This window comes from Streptomyces sp. CNT372 (assembly GCF_000377145.1).
In genome coordinates, this window is sequence record NZ_KB897786.1 from 1 (window position 1) to 19603 (window position 19603).

Annotated in this window: 20 protein-coding genes, 1 pseudogene and 1 riboswitch; of the genes and pseudogenes, 14 read left to right on the forward strand and 7 right to left on the reverse strand. The window is 74.3% G+C overall.

Features of this window, described 5'->3' with window-relative positions:
• Positions 1-199, reverse strand: a pseudogene (locus tag C593_RS30145) (D-alanine glycine permease); the annotation flags it as partial.
• A gap of 745 nt (positions 200-944) precedes the next feature.
• Here C593_RS30145 and dhaK point away from each other — a divergent pair.
• From dhaK to C593_RS0121520, 12 genes are all read left to right on the forward strand, one after another.
• The gene (gene dhaK, locus C593_RS0121465; RefSeq protein WP_018849373.1) at positions 945-1937 is read left to right on the forward strand and encodes a dihydroxyacetone kinase subunit DhaK; all 993 of its coding nucleotides are present in this window, start codon (positions 945-947) and stop codon (positions 1935-1937) included.
• A gap of 139 nt (positions 1938-2076) precedes the next feature.
• Entirely contained in the window at positions 2077-2718 is a 642-nt protein-coding gene (dhaL, locus tag C593_RS30150) for a dihydroxyacetone kinase subunit DhaL (protein ID WP_018849374.1), read from the forward strand.
• A 110-nt stretch (positions 2719-2828) separates the two neighbouring features.
• Positions 2829-3215, forward strand: a complete 387-nt coding sequence (locus C593_RS0121475) for a PTS sugar transporter subunit IIA domain-containing protein (RefSeq protein ID WP_026277927.1) — start codon at positions 2829-2831, stop codon at positions 3213-3215.
• Between the two features lie 101 nt (positions 3216-3316).
• Positions 3317-3541, forward strand: a riboswitch (cobalamin riboswitch).
• A gap of 29 nt (positions 3542-3570) precedes the next feature.
• A complete protein-coding gene (locus C593_RS0121480) occupies positions 3571-4272 on the forward strand; it encodes an energy-coupling factor ABC transporter permease (RefSeq protein WP_026277928.1) in 702 nt (233 codons plus the stop codon).
• Positions 4269-4703, forward strand: coding sequence for an energy-coupling factor ABC transporter substrate-binding protein (locus tag C593_RS0121485; protein WP_018849377.1), 435 nt, complete (start codon positions 4269-4271; stop codon positions 4701-4703). The genes C593_RS0121480 and C593_RS0121485 overlap by 4 nt, the downstream gene beginning before the upstream one ends.
• Positions 4704-4709: 6 nt before the next feature.
• Positions 4710-5459 carry a cobalt ECF transporter T component CbiQ gene (cbiQ, locus tag C593_RS0121490; RefSeq protein WP_018849378.1) on the forward strand — a complete coding sequence of 250 codons (750 nt, stop codon included), beginning with the start codon at positions 4710-4712 and terminating at the stop codon, positions 5457-5459.
• Positions 5456-6301 (forward strand): ATP-binding cassette domain-containing protein, encoded by an 846-nt coding sequence (locus tag C593_RS30155; RefSeq protein WP_018849379.1) that lies wholly within the window; start codon positions 5456-5458, stop codon positions 6299-6301. The genes cbiQ and C593_RS30155 overlap by 4 nt, the downstream gene beginning before the upstream one ends.
• A gap of 238 nt (positions 6302-6539) precedes the next feature.
• Positions 6540-7145 carry a hypothetical protein gene (locus C593_RS0121500; RefSeq protein ID WP_078521782.1) on the forward strand — a complete coding sequence of 202 codons (606 nt, stop codon included), beginning with the start codon at positions 6540-6542 and terminating at the stop codon, positions 7143-7145.
• A 16-nt stretch (positions 7146-7161) separates the two neighbouring features.
• Entirely contained in the window at positions 7162-7803 is a 642-nt protein-coding gene (locus tag C593_RS0121505) for a class F sortase (protein ID WP_026277930.1), read from the forward strand.
• A 71-nt stretch (positions 7804-7874) separates the two neighbouring features.
• Positions 7875-8090 (forward strand): hypothetical protein, encoded by a 216-nt coding sequence (locus C593_RS33890; RefSeq protein ID WP_026277931.1) that lies wholly within the window; start codon positions 7875-7877, stop codon positions 8088-8090.
• A 287-nt stretch (positions 8091-8377) separates the two neighbouring features.
• Positions 8378-9163, forward strand: a complete 786-nt coding sequence (gene nagB, locus C593_RS0121515) for a glucosamine-6-phosphate deaminase (RefSeq protein WP_018849383.1) — start codon at positions 8378-8380, stop codon at positions 9161-9163.
• A 212-nt stretch (positions 9164-9375) separates the two neighbouring features.
• Complete coding sequence (locus tag C593_RS0121520) at positions 9376-10239, forward strand: peptidoglycan-binding protein (protein WP_018849384.1); 864 nt, start codon at positions 9376-9378, stop codon at positions 10237-10239.
• Positions 10240-10340: 101 nt separating this feature from the next.
• Here the strand turns inward: C593_RS0121520 and C593_RS33095 are convergent, their stop codons facing one another.
• The 5 genes from C593_RS33095 to C593_RS0121545 form a co-directional block, all read right to left on the reverse strand.
• Positions 10341-11882: a type 1 periplasmic-binding domain-containing protein gene (locus C593_RS33095; protein WP_018849385.1), complete on the reverse strand. Its 1542-nt coding sequence runs from the start codon at positions 11880-11882 to the stop codon at positions 10341-10343.
• Entirely contained in the window at positions 11879-13861 is a 1983-nt protein-coding gene (locus C593_RS0121530) for a hypothetical protein (protein WP_018849386.1), read from the reverse strand. The genes C593_RS33095 and C593_RS0121530 overlap by 4 nt, the downstream gene beginning before the upstream one ends.
• Positions 13862-14089: 228 nt before the next feature.
• Positions 14090-15484 carry an NADP-dependent succinic semialdehyde dehydrogenase gene (locus C593_RS0121535; RefSeq protein ID WP_018849387.1) on the reverse strand — a complete coding sequence of 465 codons (1395 nt, stop codon included), beginning with the start codon at positions 15482-15484 and terminating at the stop codon, positions 14090-14092.
• A gap of 85 nt (positions 15485-15569) precedes the next feature.
• Positions 15570-15947 (reverse strand): hypothetical protein, encoded by a 378-nt coding sequence (locus tag C593_RS0121540; RefSeq protein WP_018849388.1) that lies wholly within the window; start codon positions 15945-15947, stop codon positions 15570-15572.
• Between the two features lie 249 nt (positions 15948-16196).
• Positions 16197-16871, reverse strand: a complete 675-nt coding sequence (locus C593_RS0121545; protein ID WP_018849389.1) for a DUF6629 family protein — start codon at positions 16869-16871, stop codon at positions 16197-16199.
• Between the two features lie 542 nt (positions 16872-17413).
• Between C593_RS0121545 and C593_RS0121550 the strand changes: the two genes are divergently transcribed.
• Positions 17414-18328, forward strand: a complete 915-nt coding sequence (locus tag C593_RS0121550) for an alpha-lytic protease prodomain-containing protein (protein WP_018849390.1) — start codon at positions 17414-17416, stop codon at positions 18326-18328.
• A 153-nt stretch (positions 18329-18481) separates the two neighbouring features.
• Positions 18482-18751: a hypothetical protein gene (locus C593_RS30160; RefSeq protein ID WP_018849391.1), complete on the forward strand. Its 270-nt coding sequence runs from the start codon at positions 18482-18484 to the stop codon at positions 18749-18751.
• Positions 18752-18980: 229 nt separating this feature from the next.
• Here the strand turns inward: C593_RS30160 and C593_RS0121560 are convergent, their stop codons facing one another.
• On the reverse strand, positions 18981-19493 hold the full coding sequence (locus C593_RS0121560; protein WP_018849392.1) for an ATP-binding protein: 513 nt from the start codon (positions 19491-19493) through the stop codon (positions 18981-18983).
• Positions 19494-19603: the final 110 nt, after the last annotated feature.

Here is a 19603-nt window from a genome sequence, read left to right on the forward strand (position 1 = left end):
TGAACTTGCGGAACTGGATCAGTCCGAACCAGGCGGAGAAGACCAGGCCGGCGACGACGAGCCAGGCGACGATCAGCGGCACCTTGACGCCGGCGACCGACCATTCCCAGAAGACGACCTTGGTGAGCCACGTCGCCACGGGTTCGAAGAACTCGCTGACGCCGGAGTCGATGGACTCGGTAAGGGACTCAAGTGACACGTTGGCATACCTCGATGGCGCAGGACCGGCATGCGGAGGGGTGGCTGCCGGTCGGTGGTCGGGTGTGAGCGAACGCCGTTGTCCGTCGGCGACCCGGGGTGCGCGGCGGCGTGCGCGGTGTGCGGCCCGTGCCCGCACCCTGGTTCAACTGCCGGCCGAAGCCGGTCACTGCCTGCCACGACCCGCCGGGGCCCTGACTGGAGTTGGGCATGTCTACCATGCCGTTTACGCGATTCTTAGTGACGCGGATCACATAACGGCGAGTAATGCCGGAATACGGCACCCCGGTGTTCGGATCGTTATATGAACAGACAGTTCCATGTATCGGACACCTTGTACCGCACACCCCGTGACGCACCGCAGCCCCTCAGCCCCGGAACGCCGACCCACCCCCCGAACCCCTCCCACCCCCAGCACCGCCCTCCCGCTCGCAGCACCCGCCGCCTGGCGATGGTAGACGTCCGGGACTCGCGACCCGGCCCGTCCCGAACGGCCGGCGACCCACGAGGGGCGGCGGCCGGGCGGGCATGCGTCCCGGCGGTGAACCACCGGGCCGCACCCGTGCGGGCACACGGTGGAGCGCCGATAATTTCGCCATGCTGTGCCTGCGCGAAAGGCATCCTTCGGATCCCGCCTGAACCGCCGCCGGACGATCAACAACCTGCTTCGCCCGCCCTGACCCCCAAGAACCCCGTTCAGCGGCTCGCCTGCCAGTCCCACCTGCCAGTCTCATCAGGAGGTACCCATGAGGATGCTGATCAATGTGCCGGAGACCGTCGTCGCGGACGCGCTGCGGGGCATGGCGGCCGCGCACCCCGAGCTGACCGTGGACGTGGAGAACCGGGTGGTCGTGCGACGGGACGCGCCGGTGGCCGGGAAGGTCGCCCTGGTGTCGGGCGGCGGATCGGGGCACGAGCCGCTGCACGGTGGGTTCGTCGGTCCGGGGATGCTGGACGCGGCCTGCCCCGGGGAGGTGTTCACCAGCCCGGTGCCCGATCAGATGGCGCGGGCCGCCGCGGCCGTGGACAGCGGTGCCGGTGTGCTCTTCGTCGTCAAGAACTACACGGGCGACGTGCTCAACTTCCGCATGGCGGCCGAGCTCGCGGAGGACGAGGGGGTGCGGCTCGCCACCGTGCTCGTCAACGACGACGTCGCCGTGACGGACAGCCTCTACACCGCCGGGCGGCGCGGCACCGGGGCGACGCTCTTCGTGGAGAAGATCGCGGGCGCGCTGGCGGAGGAGGGAGCGCCGCTGGAGCGGGTCGAGGCGGTGGCTCGACGGGTGAACGAGCGGTCGCGGAGCTTCGGCGTCGCGCTCAGCGCGTGCAGCACGCCCGCCAAGGGCGGCCCGACCTTCGACCTGCCGCCCGGCGAACTGGAGCTGGGCATCGGCATCCACGGCGAACCCGGCCGGGAGCGGCGGCCGATGATGACCTCGGGTGAGATCGCGGACGTCGCCGTCGGGGCCGTCCTCGACGACCTGCGCCCCGACGCGCCGGTCATCGCCCTGGTCAACGGGATGGGCGCCACCCCCCTGCTGGAGCTGTACGGCTTCAACGCGGAGGTGCAGCGGGTGCTCGCCGAACGCGGTGTGCCCGTGGTCCGCACCCTCGTCGGCAACTACGTGACCTCGCTCGACATGGCGGGCTGCTCGGTGACGCTGTGCGAGGCGGACGAGGAACTGGTCCGGCTGTGGGACGCGCCCGTCGCCACGCCCGGGCTGCGGTGGGGCCGCTGACCGGCCCGCCGACGCCGGGCCGCCGCGAGGGCAGCCGTTCACCCATGAGTCCATGAGTCCATGAGCCAGTGGAGCCAGTGGAGCCCGTCAAGTCAGTGGAGTCAGTGGATCAATGAATCAACAGGAACAGGGAGTCACCGTGCTCGACACCGCGTTCTTCCGGCGCTGGCTGACCCTCGCCGCGGCGGCCGTGGACCGGGAGGCGGACCGTCTGACCGAGCTGGACTCGGCGATCGGCGACGCCGACCACGGCAGCAACCTCAAACGGGGCTTCGCCGCCGTGACAGCCGAGCTGGACAAGGAGCCGCCGGCCACCCCGGGGGCGGTCCTCGCACTCGCCGGGCGGCAGCTCATCTCCTCCGTCGGCGGCGCCTCCGGACCGCTGTACGGGACGCTGCTGCGCCGCACCGGCAAGACCCTCGGCGAGGCCGCGGAGATCACGCCCGGCGAACTGGCCGAGGCCCTGCGCACGGGTGTCGCGGCGGTGGCGCAGCTGGGCGGCGCGGCGGCGGGCGACAAGACGATGCTGGACGCCCTGGGGCCGGCGGTCGACGCGCTCACGGACTCCGTGGACTCCTTCGCAGCGGCGGCGACCGCGGCGCAGGAGGGCGCCGTGGCGACCGTGCCGCTCCAGGCACGCAAGGGCCGGGCGAGCTACCTAGGTGAACGCAGCATCGGCCACCAGGACCCGGGCGCGACCTCCTCCGCGCTGCTGATCGCGGCCCTGGCCCGCGCCGCCGAGCAGCCGACCGGGCCCGACGCCGAGGGGGACGCGTCGTGAGCAGCCCCGGCGACCGGCCCGGACCCGGCAGCACCCCCGCCGACCGGTCCCGGCCGGACTCCGCCCCCGGCGACAGGCCCGGACCGGACGCCGTCCCCGCCCCCGTCGGCATCGTGCTCGTCTCCCACAGCGCCGCCGTCGCCGCGTCCGTCGCCGAACTGGCCCGCGGGCTGGCCGGGGGCGGGGACACCGCTCCCGTCGCGGCCGCCGGCGGCGCCCCGGACGGCGGCCTCGGCACCAGCGCCGAGCTGATCGCGGACGCGGCCCGGAGCGTGGACCGGGGCGCGGGCGTGGCGGTCTTCGTCGACCTGGGCAGCGCGGTGCTGACGGTCAAGGCCCTCCTCGCGGAAGGAGACGAACTGCCCGAGGGGACACGGCTGGTGGACGCGCCTTTCGTGGAGGGCGCGGTCGCCGCCGTCGTGACGGCGTCGGCGGGCGGCGACGCGGACGCGGTGGCCGCCGCGGCCGGGGAGGCGTACGCGTACCGCAAGGAGTGACCGAGGCCCGGGCGGGGCCACGGCCCGAGGGGGCGTCCGGCCCACCGGTCCGTGACGTGGGACGCACCCGTGCGCGGGTTGTGAGGGCGCAGGCCGGAGGACTAATGTCGCGCTGCCTTGGTGTTCGGGAAACCGGTGCGGTACCGGTGCGGCCCTCGCCACTGTGATCGGGATGTCCGGCCCCACCCCCGTGCGGGGAGCCACTGGGACACCGCGGGAGACCGCGGTTCCTGGGAAGGCGGGGTCGGGCGGCTTCGGCGTGTCCGGAAGGCGACTTCCGGCCCTCTCCCGTCAGCCAGGAGACCGGCCAGGGTGCGTTGTCCATCCACGAGGTGCTGGAGAGGGTCTCCCGATCATGCATATAGCCGAGGGGTATCTGCCCCCCTTGCACGCGGTCGCGTGGGGTGCCGCGTCCGCCCCGTTCGTCGTCCACGGCGTCCGCGCGCTGACCCGCGAGGTCAAGGCGCATCCCGAGTCGACGCTTCTGCTCGGTGCGTCCGGTGCGTTCACGTTCGTCCTGTCCGCTCTGAAGATCCCCTCGGTGACGGGCAGTTGCTCCCATCCGACCGGTACCGGACTCGGTGCCATCCTGTTCCGGCCGCCGGTGATGGCGGTCCTGGGCACCATCACCCTGCTGTTCCAGGCGCTGCTGCTCGCGCACGGCGGCCTGACCACCCTCGGCGCGAACATCTTCTCCATGGCGATCATCGGGCCATGGGCCGGCTACGCCGTCTTCCGGCTGCTGCGCCGGTACGACGCGCCGCTGATGGTCGCCGTCTTCTTCGCCGCGTTCGTCGCCGACCTGTCGACGTACTGCGTGACCAGCGTCCAGCTCGCGCTGGCCTTCCCGGACCCGGGCAGCGGTATCGCCGGGTCGCTGGCGAAGTTCGGGGGCATCTTCGCCGTGACGCAGATCCCGCTGGCCGTCAGCGAGGGGCTGCTGACCGTGCTGGTGATGCGTCTGCTGGTGAAGTCCAGCAAGGGTGAACTGACTCGTCTCGGCGTGCTGGTGAGCAGCGTGGGCGGGTCGAGGAAGAAGGAGGCCGTGGTCCGATGAGCCGCAACGCGAAGATCAACTTCCTGCTCGTCCTGGTCGTGGTCGTCCTGGCCGTGCTGCCGCTGGCCTTCGGGCTCGGCGACCACAGGGAGGAGCCGTTCGCAGGGGCGGACGCGGAGGCCGAGACGGCGATCACCGAGATCGCGCCCGACTACGAGCCCTGGTTCTCGCCCCTGTACGAACCGCCGTCGGGCGAGGTGGAGTCGGCCCTGTTCGCGCTCCAGGCCGCGATCGGCGCCGGGGTCGTGGCGTACTACTTCGGCGTGCACCGGGGCCGCCGCCAGGGCGCGGCGCGCGCGGCGGCGGACGCCCCGGAGCCGTCGGAGCCCGAAGCCGCCGAGTCCGGCTCAAAGGCGTCCGGGTCCGGGGGGCCCGGGTCGGGGGAGCCCGGGTCCGCGGCGGGTGCCGGGACCACGGCCGGGTCCGCCTGACCGCCGGTGCTGCCGATCGACGCGGCGGCGCACAGCAGTCGCTGGCGCCGCCGTCACCCCGGCGAGAAGGCCGTGCTGGGGCTGGGCCTGACGGTGACGGCCGTGTGCCTGCCGCCCTGGCCCGGCGCCGTGCTCGTCGCCGCCGCGACCCTCGCCGTGCTGCTGGGCCCGGCGGGTGTCGCGGGCAGGCAGCTCTGGCGGGCCTTCCGGATTCCCCTCGGTTTCTGCGTCACGGGCGCGATTCCGCTGCTGTTCGCCGTCGGCGGGCCCGGCGGGCCGGTCTCCCTGGCGCCCGACGGGCCCCTCCAGGCGGGCCAGTTGCTGCTGCGCACCTGTGCCGCCTCCCTGGGGGTGCTGCTGTTCGCGTTCACCACCCCGGTGTCGGACGTGCTGCCGCGGCTGGTGCGCGCCGGGGTGCCCGCGGCCGTGGTGGACGTGGCCCTGGTGATGTACCGCATCACCTTCCTGCTGCTCGACTCGGTGAGCCGGGTCCGCCAGGCGCAGGCCGCGCGGCTCGGGCACACCGGCCGGGCGGCCGCCTGGCGTTCCCTCGCCGGGCTCGGCGCGACCGCGTTCGTACGGGCCTTCGACCGCGCCTCCCGGCTCCAGTCCGGTCTCGCAGGGCGCGGCTACGACGGGACACTGCGGGTCCTGGTGCCGCAGGCGGAGGTCTCGCGGCCGTTCCTCGGCAAGGTGGCCGCGCTGCTGGCCGGAATCGTCCTGGCCACCCTCCTGCTCGAAAGGTTCGTCCTGTGACCGTCGTCCGCCTGTCCGGTGCCCGCTACGCCTACGAGGACGGCCCCGTCGTGCTGGACGGGGTGGACCTGGCACTCGCCGAGGGCCGGGCCACGGCACTCCTCGGCCGCAACGGCAGCGGCAAGACCACCCTGCTGCGGCTGCTCAGCGGCGGCCTGCGCCCGGACGCGGGGCGGCTGCTGCTGGCGGACGAGCCGGTCTCCTACGACCGGGCCGGGCTGACCCGGCTGCGCACCACCGTGCAGCTCGTCGTGCAGGACCCGGACGACCAGTTGTTCGCGGCCTCCGTCGAACAGGACGTCTCCTTCGGTCCGATGAACCTCCGGCTGCCCGAGGAGGAGGTCCGGGCCCGCGTCGACGAGGCGCTCGCCGCGCTGGACATCACGGCGCTGCGGGACCGTCCGACCCATCTGCTCTCGTACGGGCAGCGCAAGCGGGCGGCGATCGCGGGAGCCGTGGCGATGCGCCCGCGGGTGCTGATCCTGGACGAGCCCACGGCGGGTCTCGACCCGCACGGCCAGGAGCGGCTGCTCGATGCGCTGGCGCGGCTCCGGGAGACCGGGACGACGGTGGTGATGGCCACGCACGATGTGGACCTGGCGCTGCGCTGGGCGGACGACGCGGCGGTCCTGGCCCCGGACGGGCTGCGGACCGGGCCGGTGGCCGAACTCCTCACCGACCGGGCCCTGCTCGACGCGGCCCGGTTGCGCAGCCCGTGGGGCACGGCGGTCGGGGCGTTGCTGCGGGCGCACGGCCTGCTGGGCGCGGGCGACCCGGTGCCGCTCACGGCGGAGGACCTGGCCGTGCTGCACCCGGACCCGTCCCCGGGCCGCTCGGGGTAGCAGGCCGATGGGCCCCGGACCGGCTCCCCTCCCCGCCGGGGCGGGTTCCCGGCACCGCCGACGTGCCGGGAACCCACCCCGGACCCGGCACGACCCGCCGCGCGTGCCCATCGGCCCCCCTGAAGTGGCAGTCGCCCCCGGCCGCTCCTAGCGTCGGTGCCGTCGAGGCGCACCCTCCCCGCTGTGGACCCCTCCGCGACTGCTCCTCGGGAACCGGAGACCGACCATGCGCACGAGCATGAGCACGATCCGGGCCGCTGCCGCACTCGGCGCGGCCCTGCCGGCCGCCCTCGCCTCCCTCGCCGTCCTCGCGGGCGCCGCGCCCGCGCACGCGGCGCCCGCCGGGGACACGGACGAGGCCCCCGGCATCACCTCGTTCGCGTACAGCGTCTCCCCCGCCAAGGCCGCGCCCGGCGCCACGGTGACCGTGACGGCCTCCGAGTGCGAGAAGGTCGAGGTCACCGTCACCGCGCCGGTGTTCGACACCGTCACGGTGAAGGACGGGCACCCCGGCCACGCCCGGATCTACCGGGATGCCGAGCCGGGTGCGCAGTACGAGGTCGTCTTCGACTGCGACGGCGAGAAGGGACGCGCCACCCTCACCATCGAGGCGGGCTCCGCCCACCCCTCTCCGCGGCCGAGCCCCGGTCACGAGGAGCGGACACCGGGCGGCAAGGAGTGGCCCGCCGAGGAGGTGAAGCCCGGCGGCGGCGTCAAGGCGGGAACCGGCGGCAGCCTCTCCGGCCTCGGGCCCGCCCGGCTCGCCGCGGGCGGCGCGGTGATCGCGGGCGCGGTCGTCGCCGGTGCCGTACTGCTGCGCCGGCGGCCCGGCCGCCGGGTCTGACGGGCCGGGGGACACGGTGACGGCCACCGGTGACACCGCCCGGCGCGGTGCCTGGTGCACCGTGCTGTGCGTCCTGCTGTTCGGTGTCTTCCTGGTCCGGGGCGGTGCGCTGTCCACACCGGCGGGCGGCCCGCCCCGCCCCGCCCCCGCCGCGGCCGCCCCCGATCGCGGCGCTCCCCTCCCCCCGTCCGCCGCCCCGCTCCCGCACGCCGTGCCCCGGCGGGTGGCCGTGCCGTCCGCCGGCATCGACGCCCCGGTGGCGCCGGTCGGCCTGGACGCGGACGGCTGGGTCGCGGCGCCGCCCCCGGAACGCGCCGGCACCGCGGGCTGGTACACCGGCGCCGTCTCTCCCGGGCAGCGCGGCACGGCCGTCGTCGTGGGGCACGTCGACAACGACGCCGGACCGGCCGTGTTCTACGCCCTCGGCTCGCTGAAGCCCGGCACCCGGGTGGAAGTGGCGCGGGCCGACGGCCGCACGGCGGTCTTCGCCCTGTACGCGGTCGAGCTCTTCCCTCAGCGGGGCTTCCCCGCGGAGTCCGTGTACGCGGACGGGCCCCGGGCGGAGATCCGGCTGATCACCTGCGGCGGCGCGTACTCACCGCGTGAGGGGTACACCGGGAACGTGGTGGCCTCGGGACGGCTGGTCGCGGTGCGCTGACCGGCGGCCAGGCGGTGACCTCGGCAGGCGGGCTCCGGGCAGTGTCGGTGGCCGGTGGCAGACTGGGGGCCATGTCAGCTCCCCGCCGGTTGTGCCCCGTCTGCCGTCGTGAGATCGCCGTGGTCGCGGGGCGGTTCGCGCGGCACGATCCCGCCGGGGCGCGGGGCGGGTCCGAGCTCGTGTCCTGTCCGGGGTCGCGGCGGCACGCGCCGGTCGATCCGGCGCTCCGGCCGTCGCTGGACGGCAGCGTCCTGCCGCCGTTCCCGGGGCAGTTGCCGCTCTTCTGACCGCCGGCCGGCGGCCCCGGGGCCGACTCGGGTCGCGCTGGGTTCCCCCGCGTCCCGTCAAGGCGACCCGCCACCCGCGGCCGGGTCGCCTCCGGGCGTGGAGGGGCGGTCGCACGGCACGTTCCGTCCGCGTTCCACCCGGGGTACGCATGAGCGGCCGCCCGGACAAAAAGGGGGGGTGCGGGGCGGTCCGGTGTGGCGGCCGGGCGGGTCCGGGGAGACAGGAGTCCGCCGCACCGGGTAGATTGGTCTACACCACTGCGTGCTTTCCAGAGACAGGGATCCTCGTGGAAGTTGTCATCGTCCCGGACGCCGCCGCGGGCGGCGAACTCATCGCCGAAGCCATGGCCGGCCTGCTGCGGCGCAAGCCGGACGCCCTGCTGGGCGTCGCCACGGGCTCGACGCCCCTGCCGGTCTACGAGGCCCTGGCCGCCAAGGTCCGGGCGGCCGAGGTGAACGCCTCCCGCGCCCGGGTCTGCCAGCTCGACGAGTACGTCGGCCTGCCCGCCGGGCACCCGGAGTCCTACCGCTCCGTGGTGCTGCGGGAGGTCGTGGAACCGCTCGGGCTGAGCGAGGCGGCCTTCATGGGCCCGGACGGCTCCGCCGAGGACGTCCCCGCGGCCTGTCTGGCGTACGACAGGGCCCTGGCCGAGGCCGGGGGCGTGGACCTCCAGCTGCTGGGCATCGGCACCGACGGGCACATCGGCTTCAACGAGCCGTGCTCCTCGCTCGCCTCACGCACCCGTATCAAGACCCTCACCGAGCAGACCCGCGTCGACAACGCCCGCTTCTTCGAGGGCGACATCGAGCAGGTGCCCCACCATGTGATCACCCAGGGCATCGGCACGATCCTGGAGGCCCGCCACGTGGTCCTGCTGGCGACGGGCAAGACGAAGGCCGACGCGGTCGCCCTCGCGGTCGAGGGCCCGCTCTCCGCCCTGGTGCCCGCCTCGGCGCTGCAACTGCACCCGCACGCCACGGTCGTGGTGGACGAGGCGGCGGCCTCGGGTCTGAAGCTGGCCGACTACTTCCGCGCGACCTACGCGGCCAAGCCCCCGTGGCAGGGCCTGTGACGGTGCGCCGCTGACCACGTCGCACAGGGTGGGCCGGGCCGTGGGGCCCGGCCCACCCGCGTGTCGTGCGAGGAGCAGGGGGGCGCACTTTCACCCGTTGGGTGCACAACGGCGGAACACTGTGTTCCGGGCGGTTCCAAGGCGTGTGTGCGCGGGCAAACCGATCTGGAACGCCCCGCGAGCCCAGGGGTGTTCGGAGTAGGAGCACCGCGATGGCAACACCGCTTTCCGCCGACAGATTACTCAAAGCCCTCCGCGACGAAGGTCTGCGCGTCGTCGAGTACCGGAGCTGGCGCACCCACAACCGCAACCACAAGGGCCCCTGGGGGCCCGTGCACGGGGTGATGATCCACCACACCGTCACCTCGGGAACGCAGAGTTCGGTCGAGCTCTGCTACAACGGCTTCTCCACCCTGCCTGGGCCGCTGTGCCACGGTGTGATCGCCAAGGACGGGACCGTCTACCTCGTCGGCAACGGAAGGGCGAACCACGCGGGCCTCGGGGACGACGACGTGCTGCGCGCCGTGATCAACGAGGCCCCCCTGCCCGCCGACAACGAGGCCAACACGGACGGGAACCGCTACTTCTACGGCTTCGAGTGCGTCAACCTCGGTGACGGCAAGGACCCGTGGCCCGCGGCCCAGCTGGAGGCGATCGAGAAGGCCGCGGCGGCGGTGTGCCGCGCGCACGGCTGGAACCAGCGCTCGGTGATCGGTCATCTGGAGTGGCAGCCGGGCAAGCCGGACCCGCGCGGCTTCACGATGAACTCGATGCGCGACCGGGTCCGGGAGCGCCTCGGGGGCCCGCCGCCCGCGCCTCCGCCGCCGAGGTACGAGCCGTTCCCGGGTGCCGCGTTCTTCCGGGCCGGACGGCGCAGTCCGATCGTGACGGCGATGGGCAGACGCCTGGTCGCCGAGGGCTGCGGCCGCTACGCGGTGGGGCCCGGACCCGAGTGGACGGACGCCGACCGGGTCTCCTACGCGGCGTGGCAGCGCAAGCTGGGCTACTCGGGCGCCGACGCCGACGGTATCCCCGGCAAGGCGAGCTGGGACCGGCTGAAGGTGCCGAACGTCTGACGGGCACGAGCGACGGCTCCCCGGGCCGGGCGGCCGAGCGCCCGTCCCGGGGGGCGCAGTGGGCCCGGGAGGGCCGCCGTGGGGCCGGGGACGCCGCACGGTCACGAGCGGCTCGCCGTGCAGTCGGCGGGGGTCGGCCGTCCCGTCGGCCAGGCGAGGCCGACGAACCGGATGCGGCCGGGCGCGTCCGGCGAGAGCTGCACCACGGAGACCGCCTTGTTGTACGGGTTGCCGTAGTTGTCGAGGCAGATCCAGCCGCTCGCACCCTCGACCTTGCCCATGCCGTGCAGCCGCAGCCAGGCGTCCCGGATGCGGCCGAGGTCCGGGACGACCGGGTCGGCGTCGTCGCGCATCCGGATGGCGGTGATCGCGGTGAGCCCGGCGTCGTAGAAGGTGATGGTCCGCGAGTCGGTCAGCTCCACCTCGCCGATGTCGCCGACCTCCTTGCTGCCGGCCAGCTCGGCGAGGGTCCGGTACGCGGCGGCGGAGCCCCCGGTGGCCGGGGCGCCGGGCGAGGTCCAGGCGTCGGGGTGGGCGACGGAGGCGTACTGGAGGGTCACTCCCTTGCGGAAGGCGTCCCAGTCGAGGAGATTGTCGGAGGAGAGGGTGGAGGCGCCGGAGCCGGTGATGACGGTGTACTTCTTCTCGGTGCAGCCGCGGTTGCCGAGTTCGTTGACGAACTGCCGCAACTGGACGGGCCGTCCGGCGAAGTAGACGACCTTCGCCGGGGAGGTGCAGATGGTGTCCACCATCTGGTCGAAGGCGTTGGCGGTGGTCCCCTCCTCGTGGAAGTCGTCGGGCGCGCGGTACTGCTCGGGCGCACGGGGCGAACCCTCGGTCCGCTCCGCGAACGCCCGCTTGAGGGAGTCGACATAGCTGTCCCCGGTGCGGATGTCCTCGACGACCAGGGTGTGCTTCGGGTCGATGCCCTTGTTGAAGTGGGAGAGGGCACGCGCCTGGTCGGTGGTGGTGGGCACGACCCGGGCGAGGCCCGGATAGGCGTCGGGTCGGTCGGCGCTGTTGCCGGAGTCGTCGGCGGTGATCGGGCCCCCGACGACGGGGATGCCGCGTTCGCGGGTGAGGTAGGCGATGGCCTCCTGGGTGGTGGCGGTCGAGACGTCGAAGCCGATGACGGCCCGGAGGTTGTGCTCACGGGACTCGGACATCGCGCCGAGCTGTTCGGAGACGGGCCGCCAGTGCTCGTGGTTGCGGCCGGGGTTGGCGAGCAGCAGCCGTATCGCGGGCTTCTTGCTGTTGGAGTGGTGGTTGGCCCGGTACTGGGCGAGGTAGGCGCCCTGGACCTCGTGGAGGGTCTTCTCCTGCTCGAACGGCTGGGCGGGCGCCATCGGGAGCATCACGGCGACGGAGACGTGCGGTTCACCGGCGACGCGGTCGTTCTCGGCCTTGATGCGCGCGCTGACGGCCTTCAGGTTCTCCGCGAACGCGAAGCCGCCGTCCGTGACCCCGGTGCACTCCCGGCGGCCCTCGGGCCCGCGTTCCTCGACGCCCCGGGCGCAGGCCGGGTCGGGCCGCAGCAGGACGACGGTCACCCAGCCGGCCGCGCCAAGCACGATCAGCACGGCGGTCAGCACGGCCGCCTTGGTCAGCGGCCCGCCGGGGAGTCGGCGCAGGTAGGAGGTCATGGGGCGGCCCCTTCCGGTACGGGCAGCGCGGGGGCCTGGGTGCCGGCCCGGAGGCGGGCGGGCCAGGCGGTGGACGCCTCGCGGTAGGCCGCGTGCGCGGCCCGGTTGCCGTACAGCGTCTCCAGCGCGATGCGGACGGTGGTGAGCTGGTCCTCGCGGGGCGCGAGGGTGAGCGGGTCGGAGAGCCGCCACAGCAGCGGTACGAGCCGGGCGACGGCCTCGTGCACGGGGTCGGGGGCGTCACTGCCGCAGGCGGTGCAGGAGAGGGCGGCGGACGGCGGGGGCGGGTGGCCGGGCCGGGGGTGCGGGGCCGCGCACACGGTGTTCAGGGTGGCGAGCCAGCGCTCGGGCGGGGTGAGGGTGTAGCGGTGGTGGAGGGCAGAGACCACCTCGTCGGTGCGGCCGAGGGCGAGGCTGTGCACGAGCGGGGTGTCCCCGCGCGGGTCGCAGAGCGAGCGGAGCCGCAGATGGGTGTCGCGCCAGCGCTCGTACGGGGTGGTCGCGGCGAACCGGTGGCGCAGCAGCAGGTCCAGGGCGCGGTCGCCGTCGAGGCAGGAGTCGGCGCGGTGGGCGTCGGCCTCCCGGATCCGGGCGGCGGCCAGGCCGGCCGTGTGGTCCTCGGGGTGGACGTAGGTCCACAGGGCCTGCCGGGTGCCGGGGTCCTCGGCGGCGGAGAGGAGCACCAGCCGCTCGCGCTGCACGGGGTCGGGCAGCAGGGCGGCGAGCAGGTCGCCGGACGCCTCGTCGAGGAGGTCCCCGGTGTCCAGGGTGCCGTCCTCCCCCACCCTGCGGACGGCGGTGTCGGCGAGGATGCGGGCGGCGGCGGCCCGGCCCCCGGCGTAGCGGGCGACGAGCCGCGGCAGGTGCTCGGGGTAGTCGACGGTGCCCAGCATCCGGGCGATCTCGGTGCTCCCCACGTCCGGGATGCGGACGACGAGGGGCCGGCCGGCCGGTACGGCGGTACCGGCGAGTTCGCCGAGCGGCGGTTGGCGGGCGGCCCGGCCGAGCTGGGTCGCGAGGACCACGGGCCGGGTGGTGTCCCGGCCGCCGGGGCCGAACGCGCCCTCCAGCAGGGCCAGCAGGGCGGGCCCGGGGCCGGTGTGGGCATTGTCGAGGAGCAGCAGGGGGCGGGGTTTGCGGTTGAGGCGGCGCAGCCGGCCGTAGCCCGCGTCGACGTCGGCGAGGAGGGCCGCGACGAGGTGCTCTTCGGCGGTGCGGCGGCGGTCGTCGAGCCGCCGGAAGACGCGCACGAACTGGAACAGCCTTTGCAGGGAGTCCCCTTGGTAGCCCTGTGCGGCGGTGAGCCGCTCGCCCCACCAGGCGAGTGCGCCCTTGTCGGGTTCGCCGCGGACGAGCTGGCTGCGGGCGGTGTTCAGGACGACGCCCGCGATGGTGTCGAGGCCGGGGACGGCGGAGAGCACGAGCGGGAGGTTGTCGGTGACGAGGTCGAACCAGCGGCCGAGGCTCTCCCGGCGGCGGCGGGTGTCGGGGTCCTCCGCACTGACGATCTCCCGCAGGTCGGCTTCGGCCCGGCGCAGGTCGGCGGGGCGGACGTCCTGCTCACCGCTGCCGGGCGGGCGCCAGGCGGTGACCACGAGGAGGCCCAGGGAGAGCCGGGGGAAGCTCAGCGGCCGGCCGAAGTGCCGCACGTCCAGGCCGAGCCGGTAGGCGAGCACGTAGAGGAGCTGGGTGATACGGCTGGCGTTGGCCGCCTCGTCGTCGAGGTCGCTGACGCCTGGCTCGCCGAAGCCCGGGGCGGCCAGGTCGGCGCGGGCGAGCGGGATCCGGCCGCTGTAGGCGTCGTGGACGGCGCCGATCAGGGCGGTCTTGCCGCTGCCCCGCCCGCCGACGACCCGGACGACCGGGGCGCCGGCGGGATAGGCGAACGGGACCCGGTAGCCGTCCGTGTGGTGCAGTCCGACGAGCCGCGGCACGAACTGCTCGTGCAGCGCCTGCTGGCCGTGCAGTGCTGTGCCCATGACGCCCCCGTCTCCCCCGGGCAACCCCGCGCACGCGACGGCGCGGACACCGGCGCACACACAACGGCACGAGAGGTCAACTCACCGTGCACAGAGGGAATTTACCCGACGACGCGCGGTGAGGCAGCGCCTTGGACAAGGCCGGTGGGCCGGGGAAAACGGGGCGGGGTCCGGGGAAACGGGAGCGGGGACGGGGACGGGACGGGGCTCGTGACGGTGGGCCGGCCGTCACTCCTTTCCGTACCAGAGCGTGGTGATGTTGCAGAACTCGCGGATGCCGTCGGCCGACAGCTCCCGCCCGTAGCCGGACCTCTTCACACCGCCGAAGGGGAGGGCCGGGTGGGAGGCGGTCATCCCGTTGAAGAACACCCCGCCCGCCACCAGGTCGCGGGCGAACAGCTCGGCCTCGCCGGCGTCGCGGGTCCAGGCGTTGGAACTGAGCCCGAAGTCGGAGTCGTTGGCGATGTCCACGGCCGCCCGGGCGTCCGCGACCCGGTAGAGGGTGGCGACCGGGCCGAAGGTCTCCTCGCGGTGGATGCGCATGTCCTCGGTGACGCCGGTGAGGACGGTGGGCTCGTAGTACCAGCCCCTGGCGAGCCCCGGCGGGCGCCGGCCGCCGCACTCGGCGGTCGCGCCCTTGGCGAGAGCGTCGTCGACCAGTTCCTCCAGGTCGGCCCGGCCCTGCTCGGTGGCGAGGGGGCCGACGGCGGTGCCCTCGTCCAGCGGGTCCCCGACGCCGAGGCTCCGCATGGCGGCGGTGAACCGTTCGCGGAAGTCGTCGTACACCGCGGTGTGGACGATGAAGCGCTTGGCGGCGATGCAGGACTGGCCGTTGTTCTGGACACGGGCCGTCACGGCGGTGGCGACGGCCTTCTCCAGGTCGGCGGAGGGCATGACGATGTAGGGGTCGCTGCCGCCGAGTTCGAGGACGGTCTTCTTGATCTCGTCACCGGCCACGGAGGCCACGGCCCGGCCGGCGCCCTCGCTGCCGGTGAGGGTGGCGGCGGCGATCCGGCGGTCCCGCAGCACGCCCTCCACGGCCCCGGACCCGATGAGCAGGGTCTGGAAGCAGCCCTCCGGGTATCCGGCCCGCCGGAACAGGTCCTCCAGACAGAGGGCGGTCCGCGGGACGTTGGAGGCGTGCTTGAGCAGGCCCGTGTTGCCGGCCATCAGCGCGGGGGCGGCGAAGCGGACGACCTGCCAGAGCGGGAAGTTCCACGGCATGACGGCGAGGACGACGCCGAGGGGACGGTAGCGGACGAGGGCCCGGGAGGCCCCGGAGTCGGCGACATCGGCATCGTCCGGGTGCTCGTCGGCGAGCAGTCCCTCGGCGCGGTCGGCGTACCAGCGCATGGCCTTGGCGCACTTGGCCGCCTCGGCCCGCGCGGCAACGACGGGCTTGCCCATCTCGACGGTCATGGTGCGGGCGATGTCCTCCTGGTCGCCGTCGAGAAGGTCGGCGGCGCGGTGCAGCAGCGCGGCCCGCTCGGCGAAGGAGGTCGTGCGGTGCCGTTGGTAGGCGGCGTGCGCGGCGGCGATCCGGCGCTCGACCTCCTTCTCGTCGTACGCCTCGAAGGTCTCGATCGTCTCGCCGGTCGCGGGGTTGACGGTGGCGATGGGCATGAAGGGTCTCCTCGGTGGTGCTGCTCGGTCGTGCTGCTCGGTGGTGCTGCCGGGGGCGGCGGCCTCTCGGGGGCCGGGGCAGGGGTCAGGTGTGGACGCCGCTGGCCAGGCGGAGCTGCACGTCCTTCTCCTGGTCGCCGGCCGCCATGCCCTCCTGGCGCACGTCGAAGCTGGTCTCCAGGGTCTCGGTCATCCGGTCGACGGCCCAGTAGCCGCCCTGGAGCTCGACGGTCACCGGGGCGGCCAGCCGGACGGGCTCGGCCCTGCCGTGCGGGTGGGCGACGTCGAAGGTGGTCGTCCACACCGTCCGGTCCTGCCGCTCGGTGTACTGGGGTGTCTCGTGCGCGGCCCGGTCAGAGTCGTACGACCTGCCGAGGGCGCGGAAGACGGCGTCGGCGTCCTCCCGGGAGCAGCCGGTGAGCGTCACCACGACCGACTCCTCGTGCTCCTGTGCTGTGTTCACGGTGCTCAGCCTTCCGTCGTGCGTGCGTCGGGCGTCGTGCGTGCGTCCTGCTCCGCCGGGCGCCGTGCTCCGTCCCCGCGGCGTGCTTCGGGCGTCGTGCTCCGTCCCGGCGGCGTGCTTCTCGTACGTCGTGCGGCGTGCGGCGTGCGGCGACGGCCGGGCCGCTGCCGGCCGTCCGTGCGCGGGTACCCGCCCTCTCCAGCCTCACCCGCCGGGCGCGGGCCTGCGACCGGGCCGCCGGTGCGGGCCCTACCGGGCGGGCGCGGCCGGGCCGGCCGGGTGCCGCGGGGCGGGGCGGGAGCCGGAAGGGGCGCGGCGCAGCGCCCACGCGACGAGCACCAGGGAGGCCAGCGCGGCGGCCGCGCACCAGGTGGAGACGAACGCCGTCCGCCACAGCACGGCGCAGGCCGCGGCGGAGACCCCGGTCAGCACGCCGAGCAGCCGCAGCACCCGGTCCCGGGCGAGGAGGAGCGAGCCGACCGTGGCCAGGAGATAGCCCGCGAGCAGCCAGGCCGCGTGGGGCAGCCCGATCGCGTAGCCGACGGTCCGCTCCCGTACCTCGGCACCGACCGTCCGGGTGGCCAGCACCCAGGAGAGCACCGCCGCGGTGAGGGCACCCAGCGCGGCGGGCGCGTACAGGCGGGCACGGCCCGCCGGGGGCGTCGCCAGCAGGACGCCGAGCGGTACCCAGGCGGCGAGCACGGGCAGCGCGATCACGGCCCAGGCGGTGGTGGCGGGGCCGGTGCCGCCGCCAGCCTGCCATACGGCGGCTTCCACGAGCTGATGGGCGCCGAGGAGGAGAGGAAGGGCGGCGAGGGGCAGTTCGCGGACCCGGCCGTGGCGGAGGGTGCCGGCGACGGCGGCGATCCCGGCGGCCGAGATCGCGGTACCGGCCACCAGGTCGGCTGTGGCGCTCCAGCACATGGGCTCACCGTACGACGGTCGGGATCCGGACACCGGCGGGCGCTGGGCGAACGGGGCCGATCGCGGCATATGGGTGGGGCAGCTGTGGCCTCCGGGCCCATGTGCGCCCGGCACATGGGCCCGGGCCACACGGGCCCCCGCCCTGGGACACCGCCGCAAACGGTGTGTGCATACGCCACGGCTTCACTCGATCACGCTCCGGCACACATGCGGAGCCGGAAGCTCCCTTTCTCGGGGCGCTCCTTCGCGGAAGTGGTTGAGGAGCAAACAACCGAATCGTTTGCTCTCCGCCGCACCCACGCCCCCGCACCCCCACCGCACGGCCACCCCGGCCCCCTCCGCATCCCGGGACCGCCGCGATCACATGGCGGGCGCGCGGAGAGCGGCCGAAAGGCGATCTTGTGGCTTTCCCCTTCGGAACCCACGATTCCTCTCGTGGCGATTGTCAGGCACATGGCGGACCACTCCGCCGGCAGCCCGGTGATCGCCCTTCCAAGGGCCCGCCCACCCAACGGGCCCCGGATCCCCCACCGGAGGATGCAGTGAATCTCAAGCGCCTGTCCCCCCTCGGCGGCACCGCGAAGGGCGCACGGCTGATCGCCGTGGCGTCCGCCCTCGTGGCCGCTACCGCGCTTGCCGCCCCCACGGCCCTGGCCGAGCCCGCGCCCGCCAGGGCCACCGCCGCCCAGCTCGCCCAGGCGGGTGACGCCGTCGCGAAGGCCGACGTGGCGGGCACCGCCTGGTACACCGACACGGCGACCGGCAAGGTCGTCGTCACCGTGGACTCCACCGTCACCGCCGCCGAGATCAAGAGAATCAAGCAGCAGGCAGGCAACCGCGCCGGCGCCCTGGAGATCAACCGCACCGAAGGCACCTTCACCAAGCTCATCGCCGGCGGCCAGGCCATCTACGCGGGCGGCGGCCGCTGCTCGCTCGGCTTCAACGTGCGCAGCGGCAGCACCTACTACGCCCTGACCGCCGGCCACTGCACCGACAGCGCGAGCACCTGGTACACCAACTCGGCCAACACGGCACTGCTGGGCAGCCGCGCCGGCAGCAGCTTCCCCGTGAACGACTACGGCCTGATCCGCCACTCCAACTCCGCGGCGGCCGACGGCCGGGTGTACCTCTACAACGGCAGCTACCGGGACATCACCTCGGCGGCCAACCCGTCCGTGGGCCAGTCCGTCCAGCGCAGCGGCTCCACCACCGGACTGCGGAGCGGCACCGTCACGGGCCTCAACGCGACGGTCAACTACGGCGGCGGCGACGTCGTCTACGGCATGATCCAGACCAACGTCTGCGCGGAGCCCGGTGACAGCGGCGGTCCGCTGTTCTCCGGCAGCACGGCGCTCGGCCTGACGTCGGGCGGCAGCGGCAACTGCCGCACCGGGGGCACGACGTTCTTCCAGCCGGTCGTGGAGGCGCTGAACGCCTACGGGGTGAGCGTCTTCTAGCAGCACCGCCGCACCGGAACACCCCGTGCACCGAGGGCCGGCGGCCCGCCACCCGGCGGACCGCCGGCCCTTCACCGACCCCTCCCGGCACCCGGTTGTCAGTGGTCCACGACATCCTTGACGGTCCGACACCTTCACGAGGGGAAGAGCGAGATGAACGAACCCGAACTCGCCGCCGCCCAGGCGTATGTACGGCTGCTGCAGACCGCGCGGGCCGCGCTCGCCGACCCGGGGCACGCGCCGCACGCCCTGCCGCTGCTGACCGCCCCGATGGCGGAGGCGGACGCGGCGCTCACCGCGGTCGGACTCGCGGGGAACGAGGCGCGGTTCTTCGGCCTGGTGGCCGCCCTGCCACCGGCGGCCGGCGGACCGAGGCCGGGCCCGGGCCGCCGTCCGGCCGGCCCGGACCGCAACGCTGCCTGACCACCACCGGCGGGCCCACCGCGACGGACCAGGCTGCCGGACGACCGGCCGCCGACGGACCGGCGGCCCCGAGACCTGCGGACCGGCGGGCCCGAGACCTGCGGACCGGCGGGCCCGAGACCTGCGGGCCGCGAGGGACCGCCCCGAGGGCCGGCCGCCGCCCGCCGGCCCCGAACGCGCCCGGGGCCGAGCACGGATGCTCGGCCCCGGGCCCCTGCCGCGGTGCGCGTCAGCTCACCGCGCCGACCTCGATCGCGGCCGCCTCGGCGGCCTCGGCCGCCACGGGAAGCGGCAGCGGACGGAACTCGACGGCGGGCACCCGCGGCGCGCGCGGCCCTCGCAGGACCCGCTCGGCCTCCTTGACCCGCCGGCTGAACCAGATCACCTTGCCGTCCTCGGTACCGCAGGTGCCCCAACTGTCGCTCAGCTTGGCGACCTTGGCGAGGCCCCCGCGCACCGGGGCGGAGGTGTGGACCGGCGGCAGCCGCCGGTCGTGGTCGGCGACCGAGACCACCAGGCGGCTCCCCGTCGAGCGGAGTTCGACCACACAGGTCTTGTCGCCGGTGACATGCCGGACGACGTTGTCGACGAGTTCGTCGACCGCGCTGCAGACCGGTTCGACATGCGGCGCGAGACTCCAGTAGCGCAGATACGCGGCCACGATGCGCCGGATCTGCGGGATGCGTTCGGGCGATGCCGGCACTTCGACGATGTAGTGACAGGCGGCAACCGGGACGTTCATGACCGTGGCTCCTCACCGCGACGGCCCGTCATTCGCTGGATGGGATGGAACCCCGAGTACGAAGAGTGAGCACTTGTCGCTTCTGGGTCACCACGAGGATGACCCGGCAC

Bases quoted from the DNA above. Each gene is read 5' to 3' on its own strand.
- C593_RS0121560 (WP_018849392.1), bottom strand. From the start codon at position 19,493: ATGAACGTCCCGGTTGCCGCCTGTCACTACATCGTCGAAGTGCCGGCA.
- C593_RS33890 (WP_026277931.1), top strand. From the start codon at position 7,875: ATGTCAGCTCCCCGCCGGTTGTGCCCCGTCTGCCGTCGTGAGATCGCC.
- C593_RS30160 (WP_018849391.1), top strand. From the start codon at position 18,482: ATGAACGAACCCGAACTCGCCGCCGCCCAGGCGTATGTACGGCTGCTG.
- C593_RS0121545 (WP_018849389.1), bottom strand. From the start codon at position 16,871: ATGTGCTGGAGCGCCACAGCCGACCTGGTGGCCGGTACCGCGATCTCG.
- C593_RS0121530 (WP_018849386.1), bottom strand. From the start codon at position 13,861: ATGGGCACAGCACTGCACGGCCAGCAGGCGCTGCACGAGCAGTTCGTG.
- C593_RS0121520 (WP_018849384.1), top strand. From the start codon at position 9,376: ATGGCAACACCGCTTTCCGCCGACAGATTACTCAAAGCCCTCCGCGAC.
- C593_RS0121485 (WP_018849377.1), top strand. From the start codon at position 4,269: ATGAGCCGCAACGCGAAGATCAACTTCCTGCTCGTCCTGGTCGTGGTC.
- C593_RS0121500 (WP_078521782.1), top strand. From the start codon at position 6,540: ATGAGCACGATCCGGGCCGCTGCCGCACTCGGCGCGGCCCTGCCGGCC.
- C593_RS33095 (WP_018849385.1), bottom strand. From the start codon at position 11,882: ATGACCTCCTACCTGCGCCGACTCCCCGGCGGGCCGCTGACCAAGGCG.
- C593_RS0121480 (WP_026277928.1), top strand. From the start codon at position 3,571: ATGCATATAGCCGAGGGGTATCTGCCCCCCTTGCACGCGGTCGCGTGG.
- C593_RS0121535 (WP_018849387.1), bottom strand. From the start codon at position 15,484: ATGCCCATCGCCACCGTCAACCCCGCGACCGGCGAGACGATCGAGACC.
- dhaK (WP_018849373.1), top strand. From the start codon at position 945: ATGAGGATGCTGATCAATGTGCCGGAGACCGTCGTCGCGGACGCGCTG.